Here is a 22,179-nt window from a genome sequence, read left to right as displayed (position 1 = left end):
CCTTAGTCTCGGACCCTTGAGGGCGGCCCGTACGGACATCTCGTCCGTACGGGCCGCTCCTTGTCGTGGGGCCGTTCGGGAGCAGTTGACCAAGTCTTTCCGTGACCGGCGGCGCGACACCGCGTTGACCGGGCGCAGGCGTGGATACACGCTCGTAAGTTAGATGCTGGATACAACTGGTCCGGCGACCGGAAGCAGGAGGACACACATGTGTGGCATCACCGGTTGGGTCTCCTTCGACCGTGCACAGCTCGACACCTCCGCGACACTCGACGCGATGACCGCGACGATGGCCTGCCGGGGCCCCGACGCGGGAGGCACCTGGATCAGCGGGCCCGCCGCCCTCGGGCACCGGCGGCTGGCGATCATCGACCTGCCCGGCGGACGGCAGCCGATGACTCTCGCGACCCCGCAGGGCACGCTCGCGCTCGTCTACTCCGGCGAGACCTACAACTTCACCGAGCTGCGCCGGGAGCTGGTCGGCCGCGGCCACCGCTTCCTCACGGACTCCGACACCGAGGTCGTCCTACACGGCTATCTGGAGTGGGGCGAGGCCATGGCCGAGCACCTCAACGGGATGTACGCCTTCGCCGTCTGGGACGCAAGGTACGAGAAGCTTGTGCTGATCCGCGACCGGATGGGCATCAAGCCCCTCTACTACTATCCGACCCCCGACGGAGTGCTCTTCGGCTCCGAGCCCAAGGCGATCCTCGCCAACCCGCTCGCCCGTGCCCGGGTCGGCCCCGATGGGCTGCGCGAACTGTTCGCCTTTGTGAAAACCCCTGGTCACGCGGTCTGGGACGGGATGCACGAGGTCGAGCCAGGCACGGTGGTGAGCGTGGACCGGAGCGGACTGCGCCGCCAGGTCTACTGGTCCCTGGAGACCCGGCCGCACCCCGACGACCAGGACACCACCGTGGCACGGGTACGGGCGCTGCTCGACGACACCGTGCGCCGCCAGCTCGTCTCGGACGTACCGCGCTGCACGCTTCTGTCCGGTGGGCTCGACTCCTCCGCCATGACCGCGCTGGCCGCCCAGCAGCTCGCCGAGACCGGTGAGAAGGTCCGGAGTTTCGCCGTCGACTTCGTCGGCCAGACCGAGCATTTCGTCGCCGACGAACTCCGTGCCACCCCGGACACTCCCTTCGTCCACGATGTGGCGCGTGCGTCGGGCACGGTGCACCAGGACATCGTGCTCGATTCGAACGCCCTGGCCGACCCCGAGGTACGGAGGCGGGTGATCAGGGCCCGTGACCTTCCCATGGGACTCGGCGACATGGACGCCTCCCTCTATCTGCTCTTCCGGGCGATCAGGGAACACTCGACGGTCGCGCTCTCCGGCGAGTCGGCGGACGAGGTCTTCGGCGGATACCTCCAGTTCTTCGACGAGGAGGCCAGGCGGGGCGACACCTTCCCCTGGCTGGTGCGGTTCGACGAGATGGTCGGAGACGACGCCAATGTGCTGCGGCCCGAGGTGAACGCCGCTCTGGACGTGCCCGGATTCCTGCGCGACAGCTATGCCACTGCCGTCGCCGGGATCGTGCGCCTCGACGGCGAGAGCGACTTCGAGTACCGGATGCGCAGGATCAGCCATCTCCATCTGACCCGTTTCGTCCGGCTGCTACTCGACCGGAAGGACCGGATGAGCATGGCGGTCGGGCTGGAGGTGCGGGTGCCGTACTGCGACCACCGGCTGGTCGAGTACGTGTACAACGCCCCCTGGTCGCTGAAGTCCTTCGACGGCAGGGAGAAGAGTCTGCTGCGGGAAGCGACGGCCGATCTGCTGCCGAGGTCGGTCTACGACCGGGTGAAGAGCCCCTACCCCACCACCCAGGATCCCAAGTACGGCATCGCTCTTCAGGAATACGCCAGGGAATTGCTGGCCGACCCCTCCCATCCGGTCTTCGCCCTGCTCGATCCTGACAAGGTCCGCAGTGCGGTGGAACGGGACACCCCACAGGTCACCATGGCCTCGCGGCGCGGTCTGGAACGCACGTTGGATCTGGCGCTCTGGCTGGACATGTACCGCCCGGAAATCGTGCTGGCCTGATCACCGACTAGCCAGCATCGACTGCTTCTGACCACTCCTGCTCACTTTTGATCACGAAGGTGCCCAGGGCCGCTAGGCGCCGCGCGGTACGGTGCGCGTACCGCGTCTGGTGTACGTGGCGCCGACCCCGTACTACCCGAGGAGGCCGCCCAGTTCCGACCGGTGTCAGCGGCGCCGGTGCCAGGGCCCGTTTAGGGTTCAAGCATGGAGACCCGAACCCCCCACCGGTCCCGGTGGCGCCCGCGCTGGCTCGCGGGCGTGGCCGCCCTCGCCGTGCTCGCCGGAGCCGGCACCTGGACCGCAGTCGCCTCGGACGGCCCGCCCGCCGTGCGCCAGCAGGACCAGGTGCTGAACATGCCGGGCGCCCGGATCGACACCTCGTACTTCACCTCCGGCACCTCCGGCGACGGGCGCAGACCCGCCGTGCTCATCGGGCACGGTTTCGGCGGCAGCAAGGACGATGTGCGCGCCCAGGCCGAGAAGCTCGCGCGCGACGGATACGCGGTGCTGACCTGGTCCGCACGCGGCTTCGGCAAGTCCACCGGAGAGATCGGGCTCAACGACCCCGCCCATGAGGTCAAGGACGTCTCGCGGCTGATCGACTGGCTGGCGAAGCGGCCCGAGGTCCGGCTCGACTCCAAGGGCGACCCCCGGGTGGGGGTGACCGGCGCCTCCTACGGCGGCGCCGTCTCGCTGCTCGCCGCCGGGTACGACCGGCGGGTCGACGCGATCGCCCCGCTGATCACCTACTGGAACCTCGCCGACGCCCTCTTCCCCGAGGGCGTCTTCAAGAAGCTCTGGGCCGGGATCTTCTTCTCCACCGGCGGTGGCTGCACGACCTTCGAGAAGCAGCTCTGCGAGATGTACCAGCGGGTCGCCGTCTCCGGCACCCCGGACGCCGCCGCCCGTGAGCTGCTGGAACAGCGCAGCCCGTCCGCCGTCGGCGACCGGATCGATGTGCCCGCGCTGATCATGCAGGGCCAGACCGACTCCCTCTTCCCGCTCGGCCAGGCCGACGCCATGGCGAAGGCGATCAGCGCCAATGGCGCCCCCGTCGATGTCGACTGGATGGCGGGCGGTCACGACGGCGGGGACCTGGAGACCGACCGGCTCGAAGGCCGGATCTCCTCCTGGTTCGACCGCTACCTCAAGGACGAGAAGGGCGCGGACACCGGACCCGCGTTCCGGGTCAGCCGTACCGGAGGAATCGACTCCACCGATGGCGAGGCCCAGCTCCGGGGCGCGAGCAGCGACCGCTACCCGGGACTGGAGAGCGGCACCACCACCGTCCCGCTCAGCGGCGGCAGCCGCCCCCAGACTTTCGCCAATCCGGCCGGCGCGAGCCCGCCCGCCGTCTCGGCCGTACCGGGTCTGACCGGCGGGGTCTCCCAGCTCTCCACGCTCGGTGTCGGGCTCGCCCGTGACTTCCCCGGGCAGTTCGCGGGCTTCGACTCCCGGCCGCTGGACCACTCGCTGCGGATCACCGGATCGCCGACCGTCCGGGCCACGGTCAGCTCCAGCAGCGGTGACGCGGTGCTCTTCGCCAAGGTGTACGACGTGGGCCCCGACGGCCGACAGCAGGTGCTGCCCTCCCAGCTCGTCGCGCCCGTACGGGTCACGGACGCGAAGCAGGGCAGGACCGTGGAGCTGACACTGCCCGCCATCGACCACCAGGTCGTCCCCGGGCACAGGCTCCGGGTGGTCCTCTCCGCCACCGACCTCGGCTATGCCTCGCCGGTCACCCCGGCCGTCTACCGAGTCTCCCTGGACAGCCCGCTGACCGTGCCCACCGTGCCTGCCCTCACCACCGGCTCCGCCGCGCTGCCCTGGTGGATCTGGGGACTCCCGGCCGCGGGCGCGCTGATCGCGGCCGCGCTGCTGCTCACCGCGCGCCGCCGTACCAGCGCCCCGGCGCCCGACCCCGCGCTCGCCGAAGTGCCCCTCCAGATCACCGGCCTGACGAAGCGGTACGCCAAGTCCGCCGACCGGTACGCGGTGAAGGACCTCTCCTTCCGGGTCGACAAGGGACAGGTGCTCGGACTGCTCGGCCCGAACGGCGCCGGCAAGACCACCACCCTGCGCATGCTGATGGGGCTGATCAGCCCGGACGCGGGTGAGATCCGGGTCTTCGGTCATGCCATACGGCCGGGCGCCCCGGTGCTCTCCCGGGTCGGCTCGTTCGTCGAGGGCGCGGGCTTCCTGCCGCATCTCTCCGGACGCGCCAATCTGGAGCTGTACTGGCAGGCCACCGGCCGCCCCGCCGAGGACTCCCATATCGACGAGGCGCTGGAGATCGCCGGGCTCGGGGACGCGCTCGCCCGGGCCGTACGCACCTACTCGCAGGGCATGCGGCAGCGGCTCGCCATCGCCCAGGCCATGCTCGGTATGCCCGATCTGCTGATTCTCGACGAACCGACCAACGGTCTCGACCCGCCGCAGATCCGTGAGATGCGGGACGTGATGATCAGATACGCGGCCGGCGGAAGGACGGTCATCGTCTCCAGCCATCTCCTCTCCGAGGTCGAACAGTCCTGTACGCATCTTGTGGTCATGCACCGCGGGCAGCTCATCCAGGCGGGCCCGGTCGCGGAGATCACCGGCTCGGGCGACACCCTGCTGATCACCACCGCCGAGCAGGTACCGGAGCCCGTCGTCGAGAAGATCTCCGCACTGCCGGGGATCGGCTCGGCCGTACGCACGGACGCCGGACTGCTCGTACGGCTCGACGGCGCGAGCAGCAGCTCGCTGATCACCGAGCTGGTACGGCTGGACGTGCCCATAACGGGCGTCGGGCCGCACCACCGTCTGGAGGACGCGTTCCTCACCCTGATCTCAGGAGGCTCCGCATGAGCGCGCTGATCGAGTCGGCCCCCGGCTACCGGGCACGGCACACCCTGCCGCTTCGGGTCGAGGCGCTGCGCCAGCTCAAGCGGAGGCGGACCGTGGCGATGGGAGGCGTGCTGGCCGCGCTGCCCTTCGTCCTGGTCGTGGCCTTCGCGATCGGCGGCACTCCGGGCCCGGGTGAGAACAACCGGGTCACCCTGATCGAGACCGCGACCGCTTCCGGCGCCAACTTCGCCGCCACCTGCCTCTTTGTCTCCGCGGGCTTTCTGCTGGTCGTGCCCGTCGCGCTGTTCTGCGGGGACACGGTGGCCTCCGAGGCGAGCTGGTCCTCGCTGCGCTATCTCCTGGCCGCGCCCGTGCCCCGGGCCCGGCTGCTCTGGAGCAAGCTGGTGGTCGCGCTCGCCATGAGCGCGGCGGCGATGGTGCTGCTGCCGCTGATCGGTCTGGCGGTGGGCACGGCGGCGTACGGCTGGCGGCCCCTCGAACTGCCGACGGGCGGCTCCCTGGCCACCGGCGACGCACTGCCTCGGCTGGCTCTGGTCGTCGCGTTCATCTTTGTCTCCCAACTGGTCACCGCGGGGCTTGCGTTCTGGCTGTCGACCAAGACCGACGCGCCGCTGGGCGCGGTCGGCGGCGCGGTCGGGCTGACGATCGTGGGCAATGTGCTGGACGCCGTAACGGCGCTTGGCTCCTGGCGGGAATTCCTGCCCGCGCACTGGCAGTTCGCCTGGGCGGACGCGCTTCAGCCGCAGCTCGAATGGGGCGGCATGCTGAAGGGCGCGGCGGTCTCGGTGACCTATGCCCTGGTCCTCTTCGCCCTGGCCTTCCGCGGCTTCTCGCGCAAGGACATCGTCTCGTAGCACTTCGTAGCACTGGTGCGCATACGTGGGCAGCGCCCGTACGCGCACTCGGGTCCTCAGATCCACCCCCTTCGAGCCGCTTCCGCGCCCGCCCGGAAGCGGCTCGTCGTACCCAGGGCGGTGAGCAGATCGCCCACGCGCCGGCTGTACGTACGGCTCGACATCCCCAGCCGGGTCGCCGCCGTCTCGTCCGTGAGCCCGGCCAGCAGGGCTTCCAACACGGGCCGCAGTTGTCCCGGCAGCACCCCAGGGGTGGGGAGCGCTGCCGTGGGAAGCTCCTCGCCGGTCTCCCACCAGGCCTGGTGCGTACGGACCAGAGCCTGGACGACCACCGGATCGCGGATCAGCAGCACTCCGTGATAGTGGAGTTGGAGGTCGATGGGGATCGCGGCGACCGTGCGATCGGCCAGGATCATCTTGAACGGGATGGAGTCCGTCTGCCTGGCCCGGCCGGGAAGCTGGCGCGGCAGCGGATACGGAAGCCCGGCCAGACCGTGCCGGGGCACGATTCTGCGCACACCGACCGAGGGCGCCCGCGCCCGTCCCTTTCCGCCGGAGCCCGTTCCGGCGCCGCGGCCCGGACCCGCGCCGCCCTCCTGCCAGTCCTGGTCGCCCGCCGCCCGTACGCAGGCGCCCGCGAACTCAAGGAACTGCTCGGGAATGCACTGGCCCAGACAGCTCCCCGGATCGTCGAAGACCAGCAGCTCACGGCGGGCGGAGCGAACCAGCGCCGTCAGCGTGGCCATCACCTGACGCACCCCCCGGATCTGCCGGCCGGGAGGGTGGAGCGTGTCCACCACGTCCTCCCGCATCACCGCCAACGACAGTGCCGACCTGTTGAGCACGGACCCTGGAACATCCGCCACGGCTGACCACCCCCGCCATCCCCTCGGAGCCGTACGCCACTCCATGTACGCACATCATCGCTCACCGTGACAAGTGCAGTTCAGAGAGTGGCGACTCCATGCCAGAGCCTCGGTTATCCGCCCTTTCCGGGGCACGCTGGTGATCACTCGGTATGAAACAAGACAAGCTGTCCGGGACAACCCGTGACAAGCGAGACAGACGAGACGGAGGGAGAACGGCCATGAGCGGCGTACGAGCCGCCTGTTGTTCACCGGCGAGAATGACCCGCACAGGTGACCGTCCGCCCTGATCGAGGAGCACTCAAGAACGGCTCCACGCACGCTTCTTGGTGCGAGATGATGGGCCCCATGCCCACTTTGCTGCTCGCACTTTCCGCGATCTCGACGGGTCTGTACGCGGGGAACTTCCTCATATTCCAGACCGGTGTCATGCCCGCCCTCGCCCGGCTGACGGACGACCAGTTCGTCCCGGCCATGCGCAGGATGAACGAGCTGGTGCCGCGCCCGCTCTTCCTGCTGACCTTCTTCGCCATCGTGGGCTTCCCGATAGCGGCCCTCGCCGTTCCCGTCGACGGCCGCTCCGAGAACCAGAAGTGGCTTCTGGTGGCGGGACTGGTCTGTGTGATCCTCAACCACTTCATCACCATCGGCGGCAATGTCCCGCTCAACAACCAGCTCGCCGCGTCGACTTCCTCTCCCAACAGTGTGGTGCGCAAGGCGTTCGAGTCGCGCTGGAACGCCTGCCACCGGGCCCGCACCCTGTTCTCCGTCGCCGGCTTCATCCTGGTGGTCAGCGCCACCCTCTCGTGACGAGTCGGCCGGGCGGGCGGGGCAGGTGGACGGCAGGGGCTTGGGGCGTCAGACGACCTTGAAGTTGGCCATCATGCCCATCCCGCCATGGTCGATCAGATGGCAGTGGTACGGGAACACGCCGCGGTGACTGTCGAACGTCACCAGGAGCTTGACGGTCTGACCGGGCATCACCACCACGGTGTCCTTGCGCCCCGCCTCCGAAGCGGGGACCGGGCCGCCGTCCCGTTCGAGGACGCGGAACTGCACCAGGTGCATATGGAAGTTGTGCGGTATGAGCGTGCTCGCGTTGGTGACGGTCCAGACCTCGGTGGCGCCCCAGTTCACGGTTGTGTCGATACGGTTCGGGTCATAGCCCTTGCCATTGATGTAGCCCTGCTGAGTGGCGCCCGTCTCGTCCATGCTGAGCTGGAAGCTCCGCTCCACGGTGGCCTTCCGCGGCGCCGGCAGTGAGGTGAGGGTGGCGGGGACCCTGCTCGGGTCGTGCACCCGGGCGCCGACGTCGAACCGCATGACCTGGCCGATCTCCTCCACCGGCCCCGGACCCATCAGGTTCTTCAGGACGAGCTGGGTGCCCGGGCGGTACTGGGCGAAGTCGATGACCAGATCGGCGCGTTCACCGGGGGTGAGCAGAAGCTGTGTGGTCGGGACCGGCTTCTCCAGCAGCCCGCCGTCGGAGCCTATCTGGGTCATCGGACTGCCGTCGGAGAGCTGGAGCGCGAAGAACCGCAGATTGGAGGCGTTGACCAGGCGGAGGCGGTATTTGCGCCCCTTGACCTTCATCACCGGCCAGGGCCTGCCGTTCACCAGGATCGTCGTCCGGTTGAACGCGTCGTCCATCTCATAGACAAGCTGCGCGTTCGCGTCGAACCGCGCGTCGCGCAGGACCAGCGGCATCTCGAACTCACCGGACGGCAGTCCGAGGGCGTCCTCCTTGTCGTCGCCCAGCAGATAGACATTCGACAGCCCGCGGTACACATGCTCGGACTCCATGTGGTGCGCGTGGTCGTGCATCCACAGGGTGGCGCCCGGCTGGGCGTTGGCGTACGTATACGTCCTGCTCGCACCCGGCGCGATCGTGTCCATGGCGCCGCCGTCGTGGGCCGGGGGGTTGTTGCCGCCGTGCAGATGCACCGAGGTCGGCATGGTCAGCGAGTTGACCTGCTTGACCACCACGGTCCGCCCGGAGCGGGCGCGGATCGTGGGGCCGGGGAAGGAGCCGTTGTAGGTGAACAGTTCGGTGGCGGTGCCCGGGAGGATCTCGCGCCGTGCCTTGGTCATCACCACCGAGTAGTAGTCGGTGGTCGCCGATCTGCGGACCGGCTCCAGGACCGGAGGCCGGGTCAGGGGCACACCGAACGGGGTGACTTGAGCGGCGGTCGCGGCCCCTGCCGTACCCCGGGCGCCGCGGCTGCTCAGGGCCTGGGCGGTCCAGCCGGTGGCACCGGTGACTCCGAGGGCTCCCGCGGTGAGCCCGATCCGTATCGCATGACGACGTGAAAGCACAAGGAAAACCTTTCCGGGATGCCGGGGAAAAGGAGTCGGTCCCCGTTCCGATCGCGGGGATGCTACCTATCCGAAAGAGATCGCCCGGTCTTGATCGATCCTGTGCGGTCAGCGGTCATGCCGTTTGTGCCGTCTATCGCCGGTTAGGGGTCCAGTACGGATCCAGCACAGATCCAGTACGGGTCCAGTACGGGTCCAGCGGAGATCCAGCGCTCCTCCATCCGTACGCGCATGACCGGCACCCGGTCCCCTCCTGGAGGCCCGGGCGCCGGCGGGATGCGCCGGGGTGGTCAGCTCGGCGGTATCAGCACGGTGTCGATCACGTACACCGTGGCGTTCTCGGTGGCGATGTCACCGCAGACGATGTTCGCGGTGTTGTTGACCTTGAACGACTGACCGGAGCCCGACGTGGTGAGCGTGCTGCCCTCCATGGTCGTGAAGTGACCGTCCGGGAGCTGCTCGGGGGTGATCTTCTTCTCCGCCACGGTGTAGTTCACGAGCTTCCTGAGCTGCGCTTCGTTGTTGCGGAACCGATCGAGCTGCGCCTTGGAGAGCTTGGCGAACGCGTCGTTGGTCGGGGCGAAGACGGTGATGTCCTTCGCGGAGTTCAACTTGCCGGCCAGTCCGGCCTTCTCCGCCAGGGCGGCGAAGGTGGAGAGATGCGTGTTCTCCGCCACCGCGATGACGACCGGCTGGGTCGCCATTCTGGCGAAGGTGCCGTTGACGCCCTGTCGCAGCAGCGACGAGCACTCCGGGCCGAAGGGGGCCACGCCGGGGGACGCCGAGGTGCTGGGCGAAGGCGATTCCGAGGTGCTCGGCGATACGGACGGGCTCGGGGACACGGATGCACCGGGCGACGTCGGGGTGGTGGGCGACATCGGCGTACCGACCGAGAGGGAGGCGCTCGATGCCGGGGCGGCGAGGGCCTGGGGTGCCAGGACTCCCAGCGAGACCGGGAGGGCCACCGCGGCGGCCGCGGCCATGGCTGTGGTGCGGAGACGGGTCCGGTTCATGGTTCGATTCCTCTTCCTGTGGGGAGGAGGGCCCCGGCTCGGGCCCGGACCGGTCCTGGAGGCGTCGGCGGCTGGGCCGGCGGGTCCTGGGCGGCGGGTCCTGAGACGGCCGGGGGAGCGCGGGCCCGGAGGTGCGGGCCCGGGGAGGGCGGCCCGGGAGTGCCGGGCGCGGTGCCGGACGGGGCGCTCTCACCCATCCGGCCTGTCAATCCTGTCGATCGTCTGCTGATCGTTGGTTGGCCGTTGCTGTGTTCGATTGTGGTGTTCGATCAAGCCGCCCGTAAAGCGTAGTCACTCCTCTCCGACCTCGGCATCTCGGGCGGACCGCACGGATCGCTGGTATGGACCGCCCGCTCGGCTCAGATCCCGCGTGGGTCCGCCGTGGGCCGGGACCCGCTCTGCCGCCTGTCCGGCGGCCCGTCCGGACCCCCGGTCGGCTGCCCGCCACTCGATCGGCTCCGGCGTGTCAGGAGGCCGCCAGTCGAGTGGCCGATAGCGTCGAATGTCCGCCGTCGGCAGGCGCCGCGCCCGGCCTCCCTCTTTCCGTCCCACTTCACGGGGTGCAGATGTCCGACCTCATCTACATCGTGCTCACCCTCGCGGTCTTCACGCTGATCGGCCTGGCCGCAAAGGGGGTGGGCCGGCTGTGAGCGCCGAGAACGCGGCCGGGCTGGCCGTCGCCGTGCTGCTCGTCGTCTATCTGGTCTTCTGCCTGCTCTTTCCCGAGCGTTTCTAGGCCCTCCAGCACGCGGAAAGGCCCAGGAAAGGTCCTTCATGAACGACACCCTCGCCGGGTGGCTTCAGATTCTCGCCCTGATGGCGGCGCTCGCCCTCTCCTTCCGGCCGCTGGGCGACTACATGGCGTACGTCCTGACCTCCCCCCGGCACCGGCCGACGGAGCGGCTGCTCTACCGCCTCGGCGGGGTCGCGGCGGACGCCGACCAGACCTGGGCCGCCTTTCTGCGCAGTGTGCTCGCCTTCTCGCTCGTCTCCGTACTGTTCCTCTACGCCTTCCTGCGATTGCAGAACCATTTTCCGCTCGCGCTGAACACCCCGGCCATGGACGCCGATCAGTCGTTCAATACGGCCGTTTCCTTTGTGACGAACACGAACTGGCAGTCCTACTCGGGTGAGTCGGCGCTCGGTCATCTCGTACAGATGGCAGGACTCGCCGTACAGAACTTTGTGTCAGCCGCCGTCGGGATCGCCGTGGTCGCCGCTCTCATCCGGGGTTTCACCCGGCAGAAGACCGACCGGGTCGGTAATTTCTGGGTGGATCTCACCAGGATCGTGCTGCGTGTTCTGCTGCCGGTCTGTGTCGTCTTCGCGATTGTGCTGGTGGCGTCGGGAGTCGTACAGAACTTCCACGGCGTTCAGCCGGTCATGACTCTCTCCGGCGACATGCAGGGCATCACCGGCGGCCCGGTCGCCTCGCAGGAGGTCATCAAGGAACTGGGCACCAACGGCGGTGGTTTCTACAACGCCAATTCCGCCCATCCCTTCGAGAATCCGAGCGGCTTCACCAACTGGCTTGAGATCTACCTGCTGTTGCTGATCCCGTTCTCGCTGCCGCGCACTTTCGGCACCATGACCGGCGACCGGCGCCAGGGATATGCGATCGTCGGCGTCATGGCCCTGATCTGGGCCGCCTCCGTCACCATTGTCACGGCGAACGAACTGCACAGCGTCAGCAGTACGGCGGGCCATACGGCCGGCGGAATGATGGAGGGAAAGGAACAGCGCTTCGGTATCTGGTCGTCGGTGCTCTTCGCCGCGTCCACCACGCTGACATCCTGCGGCGCCGTCAATTCCTTCCACGACTCGTACACGCCGGGCGGCGGCGGAATGACGATCTTCAATATGATGCTGGGTGAAATCGCCCCTGGCGGTACCGGATCGGGCCTCTACGGCATTCTCGTCCTGGCGATCGTGGCCGTTTTCGTCGCCGGACTGATGGTCGGCCGTACGCCCGAATATCTGGGCAAGAAACTGCGCGGCCAACAGATGAAATTCGCCTCGCTCTATATCCTCACCACCCCCGCCGTGGCGCTGACCGGTGCGGGGATCGCCATGGCGCTGCCCGGGGAACGGGCGGCGATGCTCAATCCCGGGCCGCACGGTTTCTCCGAAGTGCTGTACGCGTTCACCTCGGCCGCCAACAACAACGGCTCGGCCTTCGCGGGTCTGTCCGCCAACACCGTCTGGTACAACACCGCCCTCGGTCTGGCGATGCTCATCGGCCGTTTCCTGCCCATCGTCTTCGTTCTGGCCCTCGCCGGATCCCTCGCCGCGCAGCAGCCGGTCCCCGTCACCGCGGGCACGCTGCCCACGCACCGGCCGCTCTTCGTCGGCCTGTTGACGGGCGTGATCCTGATCGTCGTCGGCCTCACCTACTTCCCCGCGCTCGCGCTGGGGCCGCTCGCGGAAGGGCTGCGCTGATGCCCACGAACCCGGACCCGAAACCCGATGACCCCAACCCGGGCGGTACCACCTCGGGTGCCGCGCCGGAACGGCCGCCGGGCCCGAAGGACCCTCTCGCGCCGAACACCCGCCGGATCTCCGGCGGACTGCTGGATCCGCGCCAGTTGGTCACGTCGTTCCCCGGCGCGCTGCGCAAACTCGATCCCCGCCTCATGTTCCACAACCCCGTGATGTTCGTCGTCGAGGTGGGCGCGGTCTTCACCACCGTCTCGGCGATCATCACCCCCAGTGTGTTCGCGTGGGTGATCACGGTCTGGCTCTGGCTGACCACGGTGTTCGCCAATCTCTCCGAGGCCGTCGCCGAGGGCCGGGGCAAGGCGCAGGCCGAGACGCTGCGCCGTACGAAAACCGACACCGTCGCACGCCGGCTGCCCCGCGGGTGGAAGCCGGGCACACAGAACCCGGTCGAGGAGCAGGTGTCGGCCACACAACTGCGGCTCGGCGATTATGTGGTGATCGAGGCGGGACAGATCATCCCGGGCGACGGAGATGTGGTCGAGGGTGTCGCGAGCGTGGACGAGTCGGCGATCACGGGGGAGTCGGCACCGGTCATCCGCGAATCCGGCGGCGACCGTTCGGCGGTGACCGGCGGAACAAAGGTGCTGTCCGACCGTATCGTCGTACGGATCACATCCAGGCCGGGCGAGACCTTTATCGACCGGATGATCGCCATGGTCGAAGGCGCGGCCCGGCAGAAGACCCCCAACGAGATCGCGCTGAACATTCTGCTCGCCTCGCTGACCATCGTCTTCCTGATCGCGGTGGTGACCCTCCAGCCCTTCGCGATCTACGCGCACGCCGAGCAGCCGATCGTCATCCTGATCGCCCTGGTCGTCGCGCTGATCCCCACCACCATCGGTGCGCTGCTCTCCGCGATCGGGATCGCGGGCATGGACCGGCTGGTGCAGCGCAATGTACTGGCGATGTCGGGGCGCGCGGTCGAGGCGGCCGGCGACGTCAACACCCTGCTGCTCGACAAGACCGGCACGATCACCCTGGGCAACCGCCAGGCCGCCGAATTCCTGCCGGTGGAAGGGGTCGGCGTCGAGGAACTCGCCGATGCCGCCCAGATCTCGTCCATCGTCGACGAGACCCCCGAGGGCCGCTCGATCGTCGTACTCGCGAAGGAACGGTACGCGCTGCGCGGCCGGGAGGAGGGCGAGCTGGCGGACGCCGAGTTCGTACCGTTCACCGCGCAGAGCCGGATGAGCGGCGTCGATCTGACCCTCCCGGACGGCGGTACCCGCTCTCTGCGCAAGGGAGCCGCCGCGGCGGTGATGCGCTGGGTACGCGAGAACGGTGGCGGCGGCGAGTCGGGCGCGGCCACCGGTACGGCCATGAGGGCGGCCGGCGGGATCGTGGACGGGATCTCGGCGAGCGGCGGCACTCCGCTGGTCGTGGCCGAGGCGATGACCAGCGGCGACGGGGGTGCGCGAAGTGCCCGGGTGCTGGGGGTCGTCCATCTCAAGGATGTGGTGAAGGAGGGGATGCGGGAGCGGTTCGACGAGCTGCGCCGCATGGGCATCCGTACGGTCATGATCACCGGCGACAATCCGCTGACCGCCAGGGCGATCGCGGAGGAGGCGGGGGTGGACGATTTCCTCGCCGAGGCCACGCCCGAGGACAAGATGGCGCTGATCAGGAGCGAACAGGGCGGCGGAAAACTGGTCGCGATGACGGGGGACGGTACGAACGACGCCCCGGCGCTGGCGCAGGCGGATGTCGGGGTGGCCATGAACACGGGGACATCGGCCGCCAAAGAGGCCGGGAACATGGTGGACCTGGACTCCAATCCGACAAAACTGATCGAGATTGTCGCCATCGGCAAACAACTCCTCATTACGAGGGGCGCGTTGACGACTTTCTCGATCGCCAATGATGTGGCGAAGTACTTCGCGATCATTCCCGCGATGTTCGCGGTCGTCTATCCGGGACTCGACAACCTCAATGTGATGAGACTGCACAGCCCGACCTCGGCGATCTCGTCCGCGATCATCTTCAACGCGCTGATCATCGTGGCGCTGATCCCGCTGGCGCTGCGCGGGGTCCGTTACCGTCCGTCCTCGGCGTCCGCGCTGTTGAGCCGCAATATCTGGCTGTACGGGCTGGGCGGGCTGGTTCTCCCGTTCGTGGGGATCAAGGTGATCGATCTGATCATTCAATTCGTCCCCGGTTTGCGCTGACGGGCCGGGCGCTGACGGGCCGGACATTGACGCGCCGGACACGGCCTGAGCTGCGGCCACTCGATCGATCGATGAGAAAGCGACTGCCTGATGTCCGTGTCATTCCGTACCGTTCTGCGGCACCATCTGTCGGCGCTGCGGATGCTGCTGGTGTTCACCGTGATCACCGGAGTCTGCTACCCGCTGGTGATCACGGGGATCGCCCAGGTGGCCTTCCCCTCCGAGGCCAATGGCTCGCTGATCAGCGATCACGGCGAGCCGGTGGGGTCGCGGCTGCTCGGCCAGAACTTCGATCTGCCGAGGAGGGGCGGGCGGCCCGGCGGGCCGGACCCCAGGTGGTTCCAGCCGCGCCCGTCGGCGGCGGGCGAGACGGGGTACGACCCGACAAGCTCGGGCGCTTCCAATCTGGGTCCCAACAACCCCGTCCTGATCAGGACGATCAAGCAGCGCAGGGCCGCGGTGGCCGCCTTCGACGGCGTACATCCGAGCCACGTCCCCGCGGACGCGCTCACCGCCTCGGGCTCGGGGCTCGATCCGCATATCTCGCGTGCGTACGCGAACCAGCAGGTCGAACGGGTGGCGCGGGCGCGCGGACTGAGTCCGGTGGTGGTACGGAAACTGGTCGCGGACCGGGCGGCCGGCTGGAGCGGCGGGTTTCTGGGGCAGGGACAGATCGTGAATGTGCTGGAGCTGAATCAGGCTCTGGTGGGGGTGGGGTGACGGTAGTGGCTAGTCGTGAGGGGGGTCGTGGGGCGGCTCTACTCGGTCCGGCTGGTCCGGCTGGTCCGGCTGGTCCGGCTGGTCCGGGTGCTCGGGGTGCCTTGGCTGGTTTGAGGGTTTTGGCTCGTGCCGACGGCCGTTCCGTTTCAGGGTCAGTACGAGCCCGCTGGCCCAGCCGACCGGCTGGAGGGCCCAGAAACTGACCATTCGGTAGAGAAGCGTGACCGCGATCGCCTCGTCGGCGCGCATTCCGTACAGGACGAGGAGCGCCGTAAGGCTCGTCTCGACCACGCCGAGGCCCCCCGGCGTCAGGCGCAGACTTCCGGCGAACTGCGTCAGCCCGTACGCCACCAGGATTCCGGGCCAGGGCACGGCGATGCCGAGGCTCCACGTACAGGCGATCAGGCAAGCGAGATCGAAGCCCCAGTTGAGCAGGGCGAGGAGAAAGGGCCATCCCCAGGGGCGTACTCCCGGGCGTGTACTGCGGATCTGCCGGCCCAACTGGGTCAGCGACTCCTCGATCTCGAACAGCCGACGGGACCGCAGACCGATCCGCCGCCAGACCCGCCACGCGCGCCGCCTCACCCGGGGAAACCGCGCCAGACCCGCCGTCACGCCCGCCACCACGGCCACGAAGACCAGCACCCCGATGACCAGCGGCAGCGCTCCGGCGACCGGCCCCGACGTACCGCCCGCGAGCACGCCGGCCAGCAGCAGTACGAGCAGGCTCAGCGCGGACAGCAGTCCCGAGACCGCCAGTACGGTCCCGGCGAGCACCTGCCCCACTCCCCAGCGTCTGAACCGCCGGAACACCCACGCCACGGCGAACGCGGCCCCACCGGGCAGCGCTCCGGCGATGGCATTGGCCGCCAGCACGACGGCGGAGACGGCCCCCAGCCCCAGCCGCGCCCCGCCCGCGCGCAACAACCACCGTTGCAGCGCCGCCACGCAGACCAGCGAGGCCGCTTCGAACGCGGCGGCGAGGACCAGCCGGGACGGGTGGACGTGGGAGATGAGGTCGAGGGCGGTGACCAGTTCGTGGCGCCGGGTGATGGCGACGACCACAGCGGCCGCGACGAGCACGACGGCAATGACCCACCACACAGGCCGCACCGCCCGAGGCCCCCCACCCCCGGGGCCCCCGTCCTGCCCCTGACCGTCACGCCCCCGCTGGCGGGCCTCCACAACGCCACGATACGACGCGGGGGTGCGTTGCACCTGTGCGAGGCGTGCGGCTTCAATCACCATGATCGATTACCCGCAAGCGGGCGTTTGAGCAGGTGCAACTGGCGTCACCGGTGGGCCGTACGGGGACGGGAGCGGGCTCTGAAACGGGACCGGCCGATACACGTAGGAGAGCTGTGTTCCCTGGCTGCGCCACCTTCGCCGCGGCAGCCGTTCACACCCTGTTCGCCGTCGCCGTCGCCGTGATCGGTGCGACCACGATGACCTCCGGCGAACTCCTCCGAGCGGTCGGGCCCCGAACAGTCGAGCAAAGCCCAGGCGCTGGACGCGCGGTGGATGTGGTGACGCCGATGATGGCCAGGGTCGGTCGCGTGAGCCTCTGACCTCGTACCACCCGGTCGGCGTGCCGGCTCGCTGCCCGACTCAGGAGCCGGTCACGCCCCACTCGGCAAGAAGGCCCGCAGACCGAAGGCACGGGCCGGATCGTGCAGCCGGTACTGGTCCGGGACGGGCTCTTCGAGCAGATGGCCGACGAGAAGTTCCTCAATACCTTTGCGGATACACGCCATATCCGCACCGACGAGCGCGGACGCTGTCCCGCACCCCGTCCTGCCGCACCCACCGGGGAGCGACAGCCGCGTATGGAGGCGCGCATGGCGCATGCCGTGGATTGGCGAGGCGCGTCCACGGGTGATGACGCGCGGCCCGCGCCGCTTTGATGTCGCCCCGGTCCGTGCCGTGCCCGGCGGCCGGATGTCCCATGGCGCACACCGGCATGGCACAGGTCAGTCGCCGGTGCCCAGGCCCGCGTCGCGGGCCAGGAGGGCGGCTTGGACGCGGTTGCCGGCGTCGAGGGTGGTGAGGATTCGGCTGACGTGCGCCTTGACTGTGCTTTCGCGCATGCCGAGCGCTCTCGCGATCTCCGCGTTGGAGTCACCGAGGGCGAGCCGTGCCAGTACGTCGGCCTCGCGGGGGGTCAGCCGGGACACCTTGGCACGTGCTGCCAGGGCGGCCGGGCGGGCTGCGTGGTGGTAGTGGTCGATCAGACGGCGGGCGGCGGCGGGGTGCAGCATGCCCTGGCCGCCCGACACCACATGGACCGCCCGGATGATCTCGCGCGGATCCGTGTCCTTGAGGAGGAAGCCGTCCGCGCCCGCGGTGAGCGCGTCGTACACGTACTCGTCAAGGTCGAAGGTGGTCAGGGTGATCACCCGGGGCGGGGAGGGCAGTGCGCGGAGGTGGCGGGTGGCGGTGATGCCGTCCATGCGGGGCATCCGTACGTCGACGAGGGCGATATCGACCCGGTGCCGGCCGGCCTCCTCGATGGCCGCCAGCCCGTCCGCGGCCTCGGCGACCACGGTGAGTTCCGGATCGGTGGCCAGCAGGTCGACCAGGCCCAGCCGCACCAGGGCGTCGTCGTCGACCACCAGAACGTTGATCATGAAACGGACACCCGGCAGAGACCGGCGGCCGGTGCGAGATCAGAAGCCGGGCACGGGTCGGCCGAGGGCACCGGCAATCGGGCGGAGAGCCGCCACCCGCCGCCCGTCGCCCCTGTGTACAGATGCCCGCCCAGCGCCGAGACCCGCTCCGCCAGCCCTATCAGGCCATAGCCGCCGGACAGGGCGGAATCCGCGGGCAGCGCGGGGTCCCCGGGCGCGGCGGAAGCCACCCGTACGACCAGAGGCCCTGGTACGGCGGGACCCGCGGCCACAGCCTCGGGCGCCGTGAACTCCTTGGCGTCCATGACCGGACCGTTGACCACCTCGACCGTCGTGGCCGGCGGTCCGTAGTGCACCCGCACTCCGACCGGTGCCGTATGGGCGTGCTTGCGGGCGTTGGTCAGGGCCTCCCGCACGAGCCGGTCCACCGCGAGCCGGTGACTGGTGGAGGCGCTCGCCGCGTCGCCCGACACCTCCGAATCGATCAACTGGCCTGCGGCGCGCGCTTCCGCGAGCAGCTCGGCCAGATCCTGGAGCGCCGGCGCGGTGCTGGCTTTCGTACGGCCCGTCCCCGTCGGGTCCTCCGAGCGCAGCGCCCCCAGCACCTCCCGCAGATCGTCCAGAGCCTGCCCCGCCGTGCCACGCAGCAGGTCTATCCGCGCGACGACCGCGGGCGGCAGCGACTGCGCCTGTAGCTGGAGCACCCCGGTGTGCAGCATCAGCAGGCTCAGCCGGTGCGCGAGGACATCGTGCATCTCACGGGCGATCCGCGCGCGCTCCGCCGACCGGGCCTGTTCGGCGCGGAGTTCGCGCTCCACCCGGAGCTGTTCGACCTGGCCCTTCAGCGCCTCCATCAGCCTGCGCCGGCTCCCCGCCCACATACCGAGGGCCAGAGCCAGGCCCGCCAGTACGGGATTGCCCAGCCCGGTCCATGTGCCCACCCGCCCTTCGAACAGCGACTGCCCCCGCGCCAGGGCAATGGCGAACCAGGGCACCCCGATGGCGATGGCGATCGCCAGACACACCCACATCTCGCGCATCCGGCCGCGCGAGGTGAAGTGATACAGCACCACCAGGAACGGCAGCACACAGCCGCCCGCGATGGCGGCCAGCGCGAAAACCGCCGTGGTACGGGCGAACCGGTAGCGGCCGAAGGCGGCGAACGAGGCGATCACCCCCACCCAGGGGGCCGGATCGGCCAGCGTGCCCCCGGCCGAACGGAAGCCTTCCAGAATGGACAGGATGGCGAGCACCACCACGGACGGCGCCTCCACCCACAGCGGAATACCGCGTCCGGGCTCGGATTTCACCGTGCCATCGTATGGATCCGCGAAGAGGCCCGTCCCCCGCCGGACGGGCACGGGCACCCCCGACTTTCGTCGGGCATCGCCGTCGCACAACAGCCGATTCCGCTGCATCCGGCACTCCCTAGCGTTCTGGGCATGGCACTTCCATCGCTCCGTACCTCAGCATCCGGCGCCTCGGCGGCCCGGCAGACCCCGGCCCGGCGCACCCCGGCCCGGCGGTTCGCCGACCGCCGGCTGTTCTTCGCCGAGACGTTCCGGACCTTCCGTACGACCGGGGCCGTGACCCCGAGCGGCCGGCGCCTCGCCGAGGCGCTTGCCGCGCCGCTGGCGCAGCCTGCCGGGAGGCCGCGCGCGATACTTGAGGTCGGGGCCGGGACCGGTGCGGTCTCCCGCGTGCTGGCGGGTCTGCTCGGCCCTGACGACACGCTGGATCTTGTCGAGTCCAACCCCCGTTTCGCGCGGGTGCTGGAGGCGGATCTGCGTACGGATCCACGGCTGGCGCGCCATGGGAAGCGCATAGGCCTGATCGCCAAGCCGGTGGCGGAGCTGGATCCCGAGGCCCGTTACGACGTGATCGTGTCCGGGCTGCCGTTCGCCAACTTTCACCCTGGCGAGGTGTCCGACCTGCTGACGCGGTATCTGGCGGCGCTCAATCCCGGCGGCCGGTTGACGTATTTCGGCTATCGCGGCACGGCACGGCTCCGCGCGCTGGTGGGTTCCTCGCGCAGCCTGGCGCGTCATGGCGGGGTCGTGCACATACTCGACTCGTTCCAGCAGGCTTATGCCACCGACTGCCGCACTGTATGGGCGAATGTCCCGCCGGCACGCGTCTGGAACCTGTCCGCCGGCCATGACCGCCCGGACGCGGCGATACCCCCGCCGAGGGGCCCGGGGCATGACTTCTGAGCGGATGCGCTAGCCGGGGTCTTTCCGGGGAGCCCACCGACGCCGAACCGGCCGCGCTGGCGGCCCCGTACACACCGCGCTTCGATCTCCAGGGGATCTCCGGCGAGGGGGTACCGGCCCGAATATCGGCGAGGCTGGGCATCAGGTCCGCGGGCGCCTGACCTGCCGTGCGCAACGTGCCCTGCCCAGCCGGTCCCCGCAGGTACTCGGCCCGCGTTCCGTACTCATCGCCGTGCGGAGCGGGGCCCGTTGTCGGGCGTTGTTATTGCCATGTACCGTTCAATGGCTCGTTACCCGGTGGCGTATCGCCCGATGGTCTACGCGCGAAGAGTAGGACCTCTGTACGCCCACCGCCCCCCTCGTACACGGAGGTTTGACGGATGCTCGGATCAGGGAATTCCCGCCGCCGCAGACTCATCGGCGCCACCGTCGTTCTCGGTGCCCTCGCCGCCGGTACCGCGGCTCAGACCGCCCAGGCCGTCCCGGCTGCTCAGGCCGCTCCGGGTGCTCAGGCGGCGCCGGCCGCCGCCGCGGCCACGCACCGGGTGCTGTTCGACAACGCCCATGCCGAGACCGCCGGCAACGCCGACTGGATCATCAGCACCAGCCAGCCCGACCCGTTGGGCCAGAACCCCTCGCCCACCTCGGACACGTCCTGGACCGGAGCCCTCTCGTCCTGGGGCGTGGCCCTCCAGCGGACCGGCGACTACAGCCTCAAGACCCTCCCGTCCAGCGGTTCGATCACGTACGGCTCATCGAGCTCCACCGACCTGACGAACTTCGACACCTTCGTGCTGCCCGAGCCGAACGTCCTGCTGACGTCGGCCGAGAAGACCGCGGTGATGAAGTTCGTACAGAACGGCGGCGGCCTCTTCCTGGTCGCCGACCACACCGGCGCGGACCGCAACAACGACGGTGAGGACGCCGTCGAGATCATCAACGACCTGATGTCCAACAACAGCGTGGACAGCACCAATCCGTTCGGCTTCTCCGTCGACACCCTCACCGTCGGTTCCGACTACCCCCGCGCGATCAGCGACAGCAGCAACCCGGTGCTGCACGGCTCGTTCGGTACGGTCACCAAGAGCCTGATCGCCAGTGGCACCACCGCCACCCTCAGGCCCGCCGACAACTCCTCCGTCAAGGGCCTTCTCTACCGCACCGGTTACTCGGGCAACACCGGAGCGTTCTTCGCCACCAGCACCTTCGGCAGCGGCCGGGTCGCCTTCTGGGGCGACAGCTCGCCCATCGACGACGGCACCGGCCAGTCCGGCAACACCCTCTACGACGGCTGGCGGGACAGCGGCGCCACCAACGCGGCGCTCGCCCTCAACGCCACCGAGTGGCTCTCCTCGGGCACCGGCGGCGGCGGTGACGGCGGCGGTGACGGAGGCGGCGGCGGTACCTGCACCGCGGCCCAGCTCCTCGCCAACCCCGGCTTCGAGTCCGGCAGTTCCTCGTGGACGTCCTCCAGCGGTGTCATCACCAACAGCACCGGCCAGGCAGCCCGCACCGGCTCGTACAAGGCATGGCTCGGCGGCTACGGCACGGCGCGCACGGACACCGTCTCCCAGACCGTGACCATCCCGTCCGGCTGCGCCGCGACCTTCAGCTTCTATCTGCACATAGACACCGCGGAGACCAGCAGCACCGCCTACGACACCCTCAAGGCACAGGTGCTGAACAGCTCCGGTACGGTCCTCAGCACCCTGGCCACCTACTCCAACGCCAACGCCGCGTCCGGTTACACCCGGCGCAGCTTCGATCTCAGCGGCTACGACGGCCAGACCGTGACGCTCAAGTTCACCGGCGTCGAGGGGTCCAAGCTCCAGACCTCGTTCGTCATCGACGACACGGCGCTCAATGTGAGCTGACGACCGGCCGCCGGCACCCGGGCCCGGCGCGGCGGAGGGGGCGGTACGCGGTACGAGCACAGCTTCCCCTCCCCCATGCCCCCACCTTCTCCTCTCGGAAGGCCCTCCAAAAGGGGCGAAAATCATGACCAA

At 69.3% G+C, this 22,179-nt stretch carries 16 protein-coding genes; 10 read left to right on the top strand and 6 right to left on the bottom strand.

Annotated features, from left to right (window positions below):
* The first annotated feature begins 208 nt into the window (after nucleotides 1-208).
* The 3 genes from asnB to ACFU9P_RS17385 all read left to right on the top strand — a co-directional run bounded on the left by asnB (nucleotide 209) and on the right by ACFU9P_RS17385 (nucleotide 5,754).
* The gene (gene asnB, locus ACFU9P_RS17395; protein WP_384081416.1) at nucleotides 209-2,050 is read left to right on the top strand and encodes an asparagine synthase (glutamine-hydrolyzing); all 1,842 of its coding nucleotides are present in this window, start codon (nucleotides 209-211) and stop codon (nucleotides 2,048-2,050) included.
* A gap of 204 nt (nucleotides 2,051-2,254) precedes the next feature.
* Nucleotides 2,255-4,900, top strand: coding sequence for an alpha/beta fold hydrolase (locus tag ACFU9P_RS17390; RefSeq protein WP_384081413.1), 2,646 nt, complete (start codon nucleotides 2,255-2,257; stop codon nucleotides 4,898-4,900).
* The gene (locus tag ACFU9P_RS17385; RefSeq protein WP_376385145.1) at nucleotides 4,897-5,754 is read left to right on the top strand and encodes an ABC transporter permease; all 858 of its coding nucleotides are present in this window, start codon (nucleotides 4,897-4,899) and stop codon (nucleotides 5,752-5,754) included. The genes ACFU9P_RS17390 and ACFU9P_RS17385 overlap by 4 nt, the downstream gene beginning before the upstream one ends.
* A gap of 56 nt (nucleotides 5,755-5,810) precedes the next feature.
* Here ACFU9P_RS17385 and ACFU9P_RS17380 read toward each other — a convergent pair whose 3' ends face one another.
* On the bottom strand, nucleotides 5,811-6,620 hold the full coding sequence (locus ACFU9P_RS17380; RefSeq protein ID WP_384081410.1) for a DNA-binding response regulator: 810 nt from the start codon (nucleotides 6,618-6,620) through the stop codon (nucleotides 5,811-5,813).
* A gap of 348 nt (nucleotides 6,621-6,968) precedes the next feature.
* Here ACFU9P_RS17380 and ACFU9P_RS17375 point away from each other — a divergent pair, with 348 nt between their 5' ends.
* Entirely contained in the window at nucleotides 6,969-7,430 is a 462-nt protein-coding gene (locus ACFU9P_RS17375) for a DUF1772 domain-containing protein (RefSeq protein ID WP_376385151.1), read from the top strand.
* Between the two features lie 48 nt (nucleotides 7,431-7,478).
* Here ACFU9P_RS17375 and ACFU9P_RS17370 read toward each other — a convergent pair whose 3' ends face one another.
* Both ACFU9P_RS17370 and ACFU9P_RS17365 read right to left on the bottom strand, forming a co-directional pair.
* Nucleotides 7,479-8,936 (bottom strand): multicopper oxidase family protein, encoded by a 1,458-nt coding sequence (locus tag ACFU9P_RS17370; protein WP_384081406.1) that lies wholly within the window; start codon nucleotides 8,934-8,936, stop codon nucleotides 7,479-7,481.
* 290 nt (nucleotides 8,937-9,226) lie between these two features.
* Nucleotides 9,227-9,949 (bottom strand): fasciclin domain-containing protein, encoded by a 723-nt coding sequence (locus ACFU9P_RS17365; protein ID WP_376385156.1) that lies wholly within the window; start codon nucleotides 9,947-9,949, stop codon nucleotides 9,227-9,229.
* 646 nt (nucleotides 9,950-10,595) lie between these two features.
* Between ACFU9P_RS17365 and kdpF the strand changes: the two genes are divergently transcribed.
* From kdpF to kdpC, 4 genes are all read left to right on the top strand, one after another.
* Nucleotides 10,596-10,685 carry a K(+)-transporting ATPase subunit F gene (gene kdpF, locus ACFU9P_RS17360; protein ID WP_376385159.1) on the top strand — a complete coding sequence of 30 codons (90 nt, stop codon included), beginning with the start codon at nucleotides 10,596-10,598 and terminating at the stop codon, nucleotides 10,683-10,685.
* A gap of 38 nt (nucleotides 10,686-10,723) precedes the next feature.
* The gene (kdpA, locus tag ACFU9P_RS17355) at nucleotides 10,724-12,388 is read left to right on the top strand and encodes a potassium-transporting ATPase subunit KdpA (protein WP_384081403.1); all 1,665 of its coding nucleotides are present in this window, start codon (nucleotides 10,724-10,726) and stop codon (nucleotides 12,386-12,388) included.
* Nucleotides 12,388-14,613, top strand: a complete 2,226-nt coding sequence (gene kdpB, locus ACFU9P_RS17350; RefSeq protein ID WP_384081400.1) for a potassium-transporting ATPase subunit KdpB — start codon at nucleotides 12,388-12,390, stop codon at nucleotides 14,611-14,613. Before kdpA ends, kdpB begins: the two co-directional genes overlap by 1 nt.
* A 90-nt stretch (nucleotides 14,614-14,703) precedes the next feature.
* Entirely contained in the window at nucleotides 14,704-15,333 is a 630-nt protein-coding gene (kdpC, locus tag ACFU9P_RS17345) for a potassium-transporting ATPase subunit KdpC (RefSeq protein WP_384081397.1), read from the top strand.
* Between the two features lie 9 nt (nucleotides 15,334-15,342).
* Here kdpC and ACFU9P_RS17340 read toward each other — a convergent pair whose 3' ends face one another.
* The 3 genes from ACFU9P_RS17340 to ACFU9P_RS17330 form a co-directional block, all read right to left on the bottom strand.
* The gene (locus tag ACFU9P_RS17340) at nucleotides 15,343-16,437 is read right to left on the bottom strand and encodes a YbhN family protein (RefSeq protein ID WP_384081394.1); all 1,095 of its coding nucleotides are present in this window, start codon (nucleotides 16,435-16,437) and stop codon (nucleotides 15,343-15,345) included.
* An 866-nt stretch (nucleotides 16,438-17,303) separates the two neighbouring features.
* Entirely contained in the window at nucleotides 17,304-17,960 is a 657-nt protein-coding gene (locus ACFU9P_RS17335; protein ID WP_384081391.1) for a response regulator, read from the bottom strand.
* Entirely contained in the window at nucleotides 17,957-19,270 is a 1,314-nt protein-coding gene (locus tag ACFU9P_RS17330) for a sensor histidine kinase (protein ID WP_384081388.1), read from the bottom strand. The genes ACFU9P_RS17335 and ACFU9P_RS17330 overlap by 4 nt, the downstream gene beginning before the upstream one ends.
* Before the next feature lie 132 nt (nucleotides 19,271-19,402).
* On the opposite strand from ACFU9P_RS17330, the gene ACFU9P_RS17325 reads away from it, so the two are divergent.
* Entirely contained in the window at nucleotides 19,403-20,173 is a 771-nt protein-coding gene (locus ACFU9P_RS17325) for a class I SAM-dependent methyltransferase (protein ID WP_384081385.1), read from the top strand.
* 380 nt (nucleotides 20,174-20,553) lie between these two features.
* Complete coding sequence (locus ACFU9P_RS17320; protein ID WP_384081382.1) at nucleotides 20,554-22,047, top strand: hydrolase; 1,494 nt, start codon at nucleotides 20,554-20,556, stop codon at nucleotides 22,045-22,047.
* Nucleotides 22,048-22,179: the final 132 nt, after the last annotated feature.

The organism is Streptomyces sp. NPDC057617 (assembly GCF_042800555.1).
Classification (GTDB): Bacteria; Actinomycetota; Actinomycetes; order Streptomycetales; family Streptomycetaceae; genus Streptomyces.
Note: the sequence above shows the minus strand (reverse complement) of the source record. Positions and strands in the feature narration are given on the sequence as shown.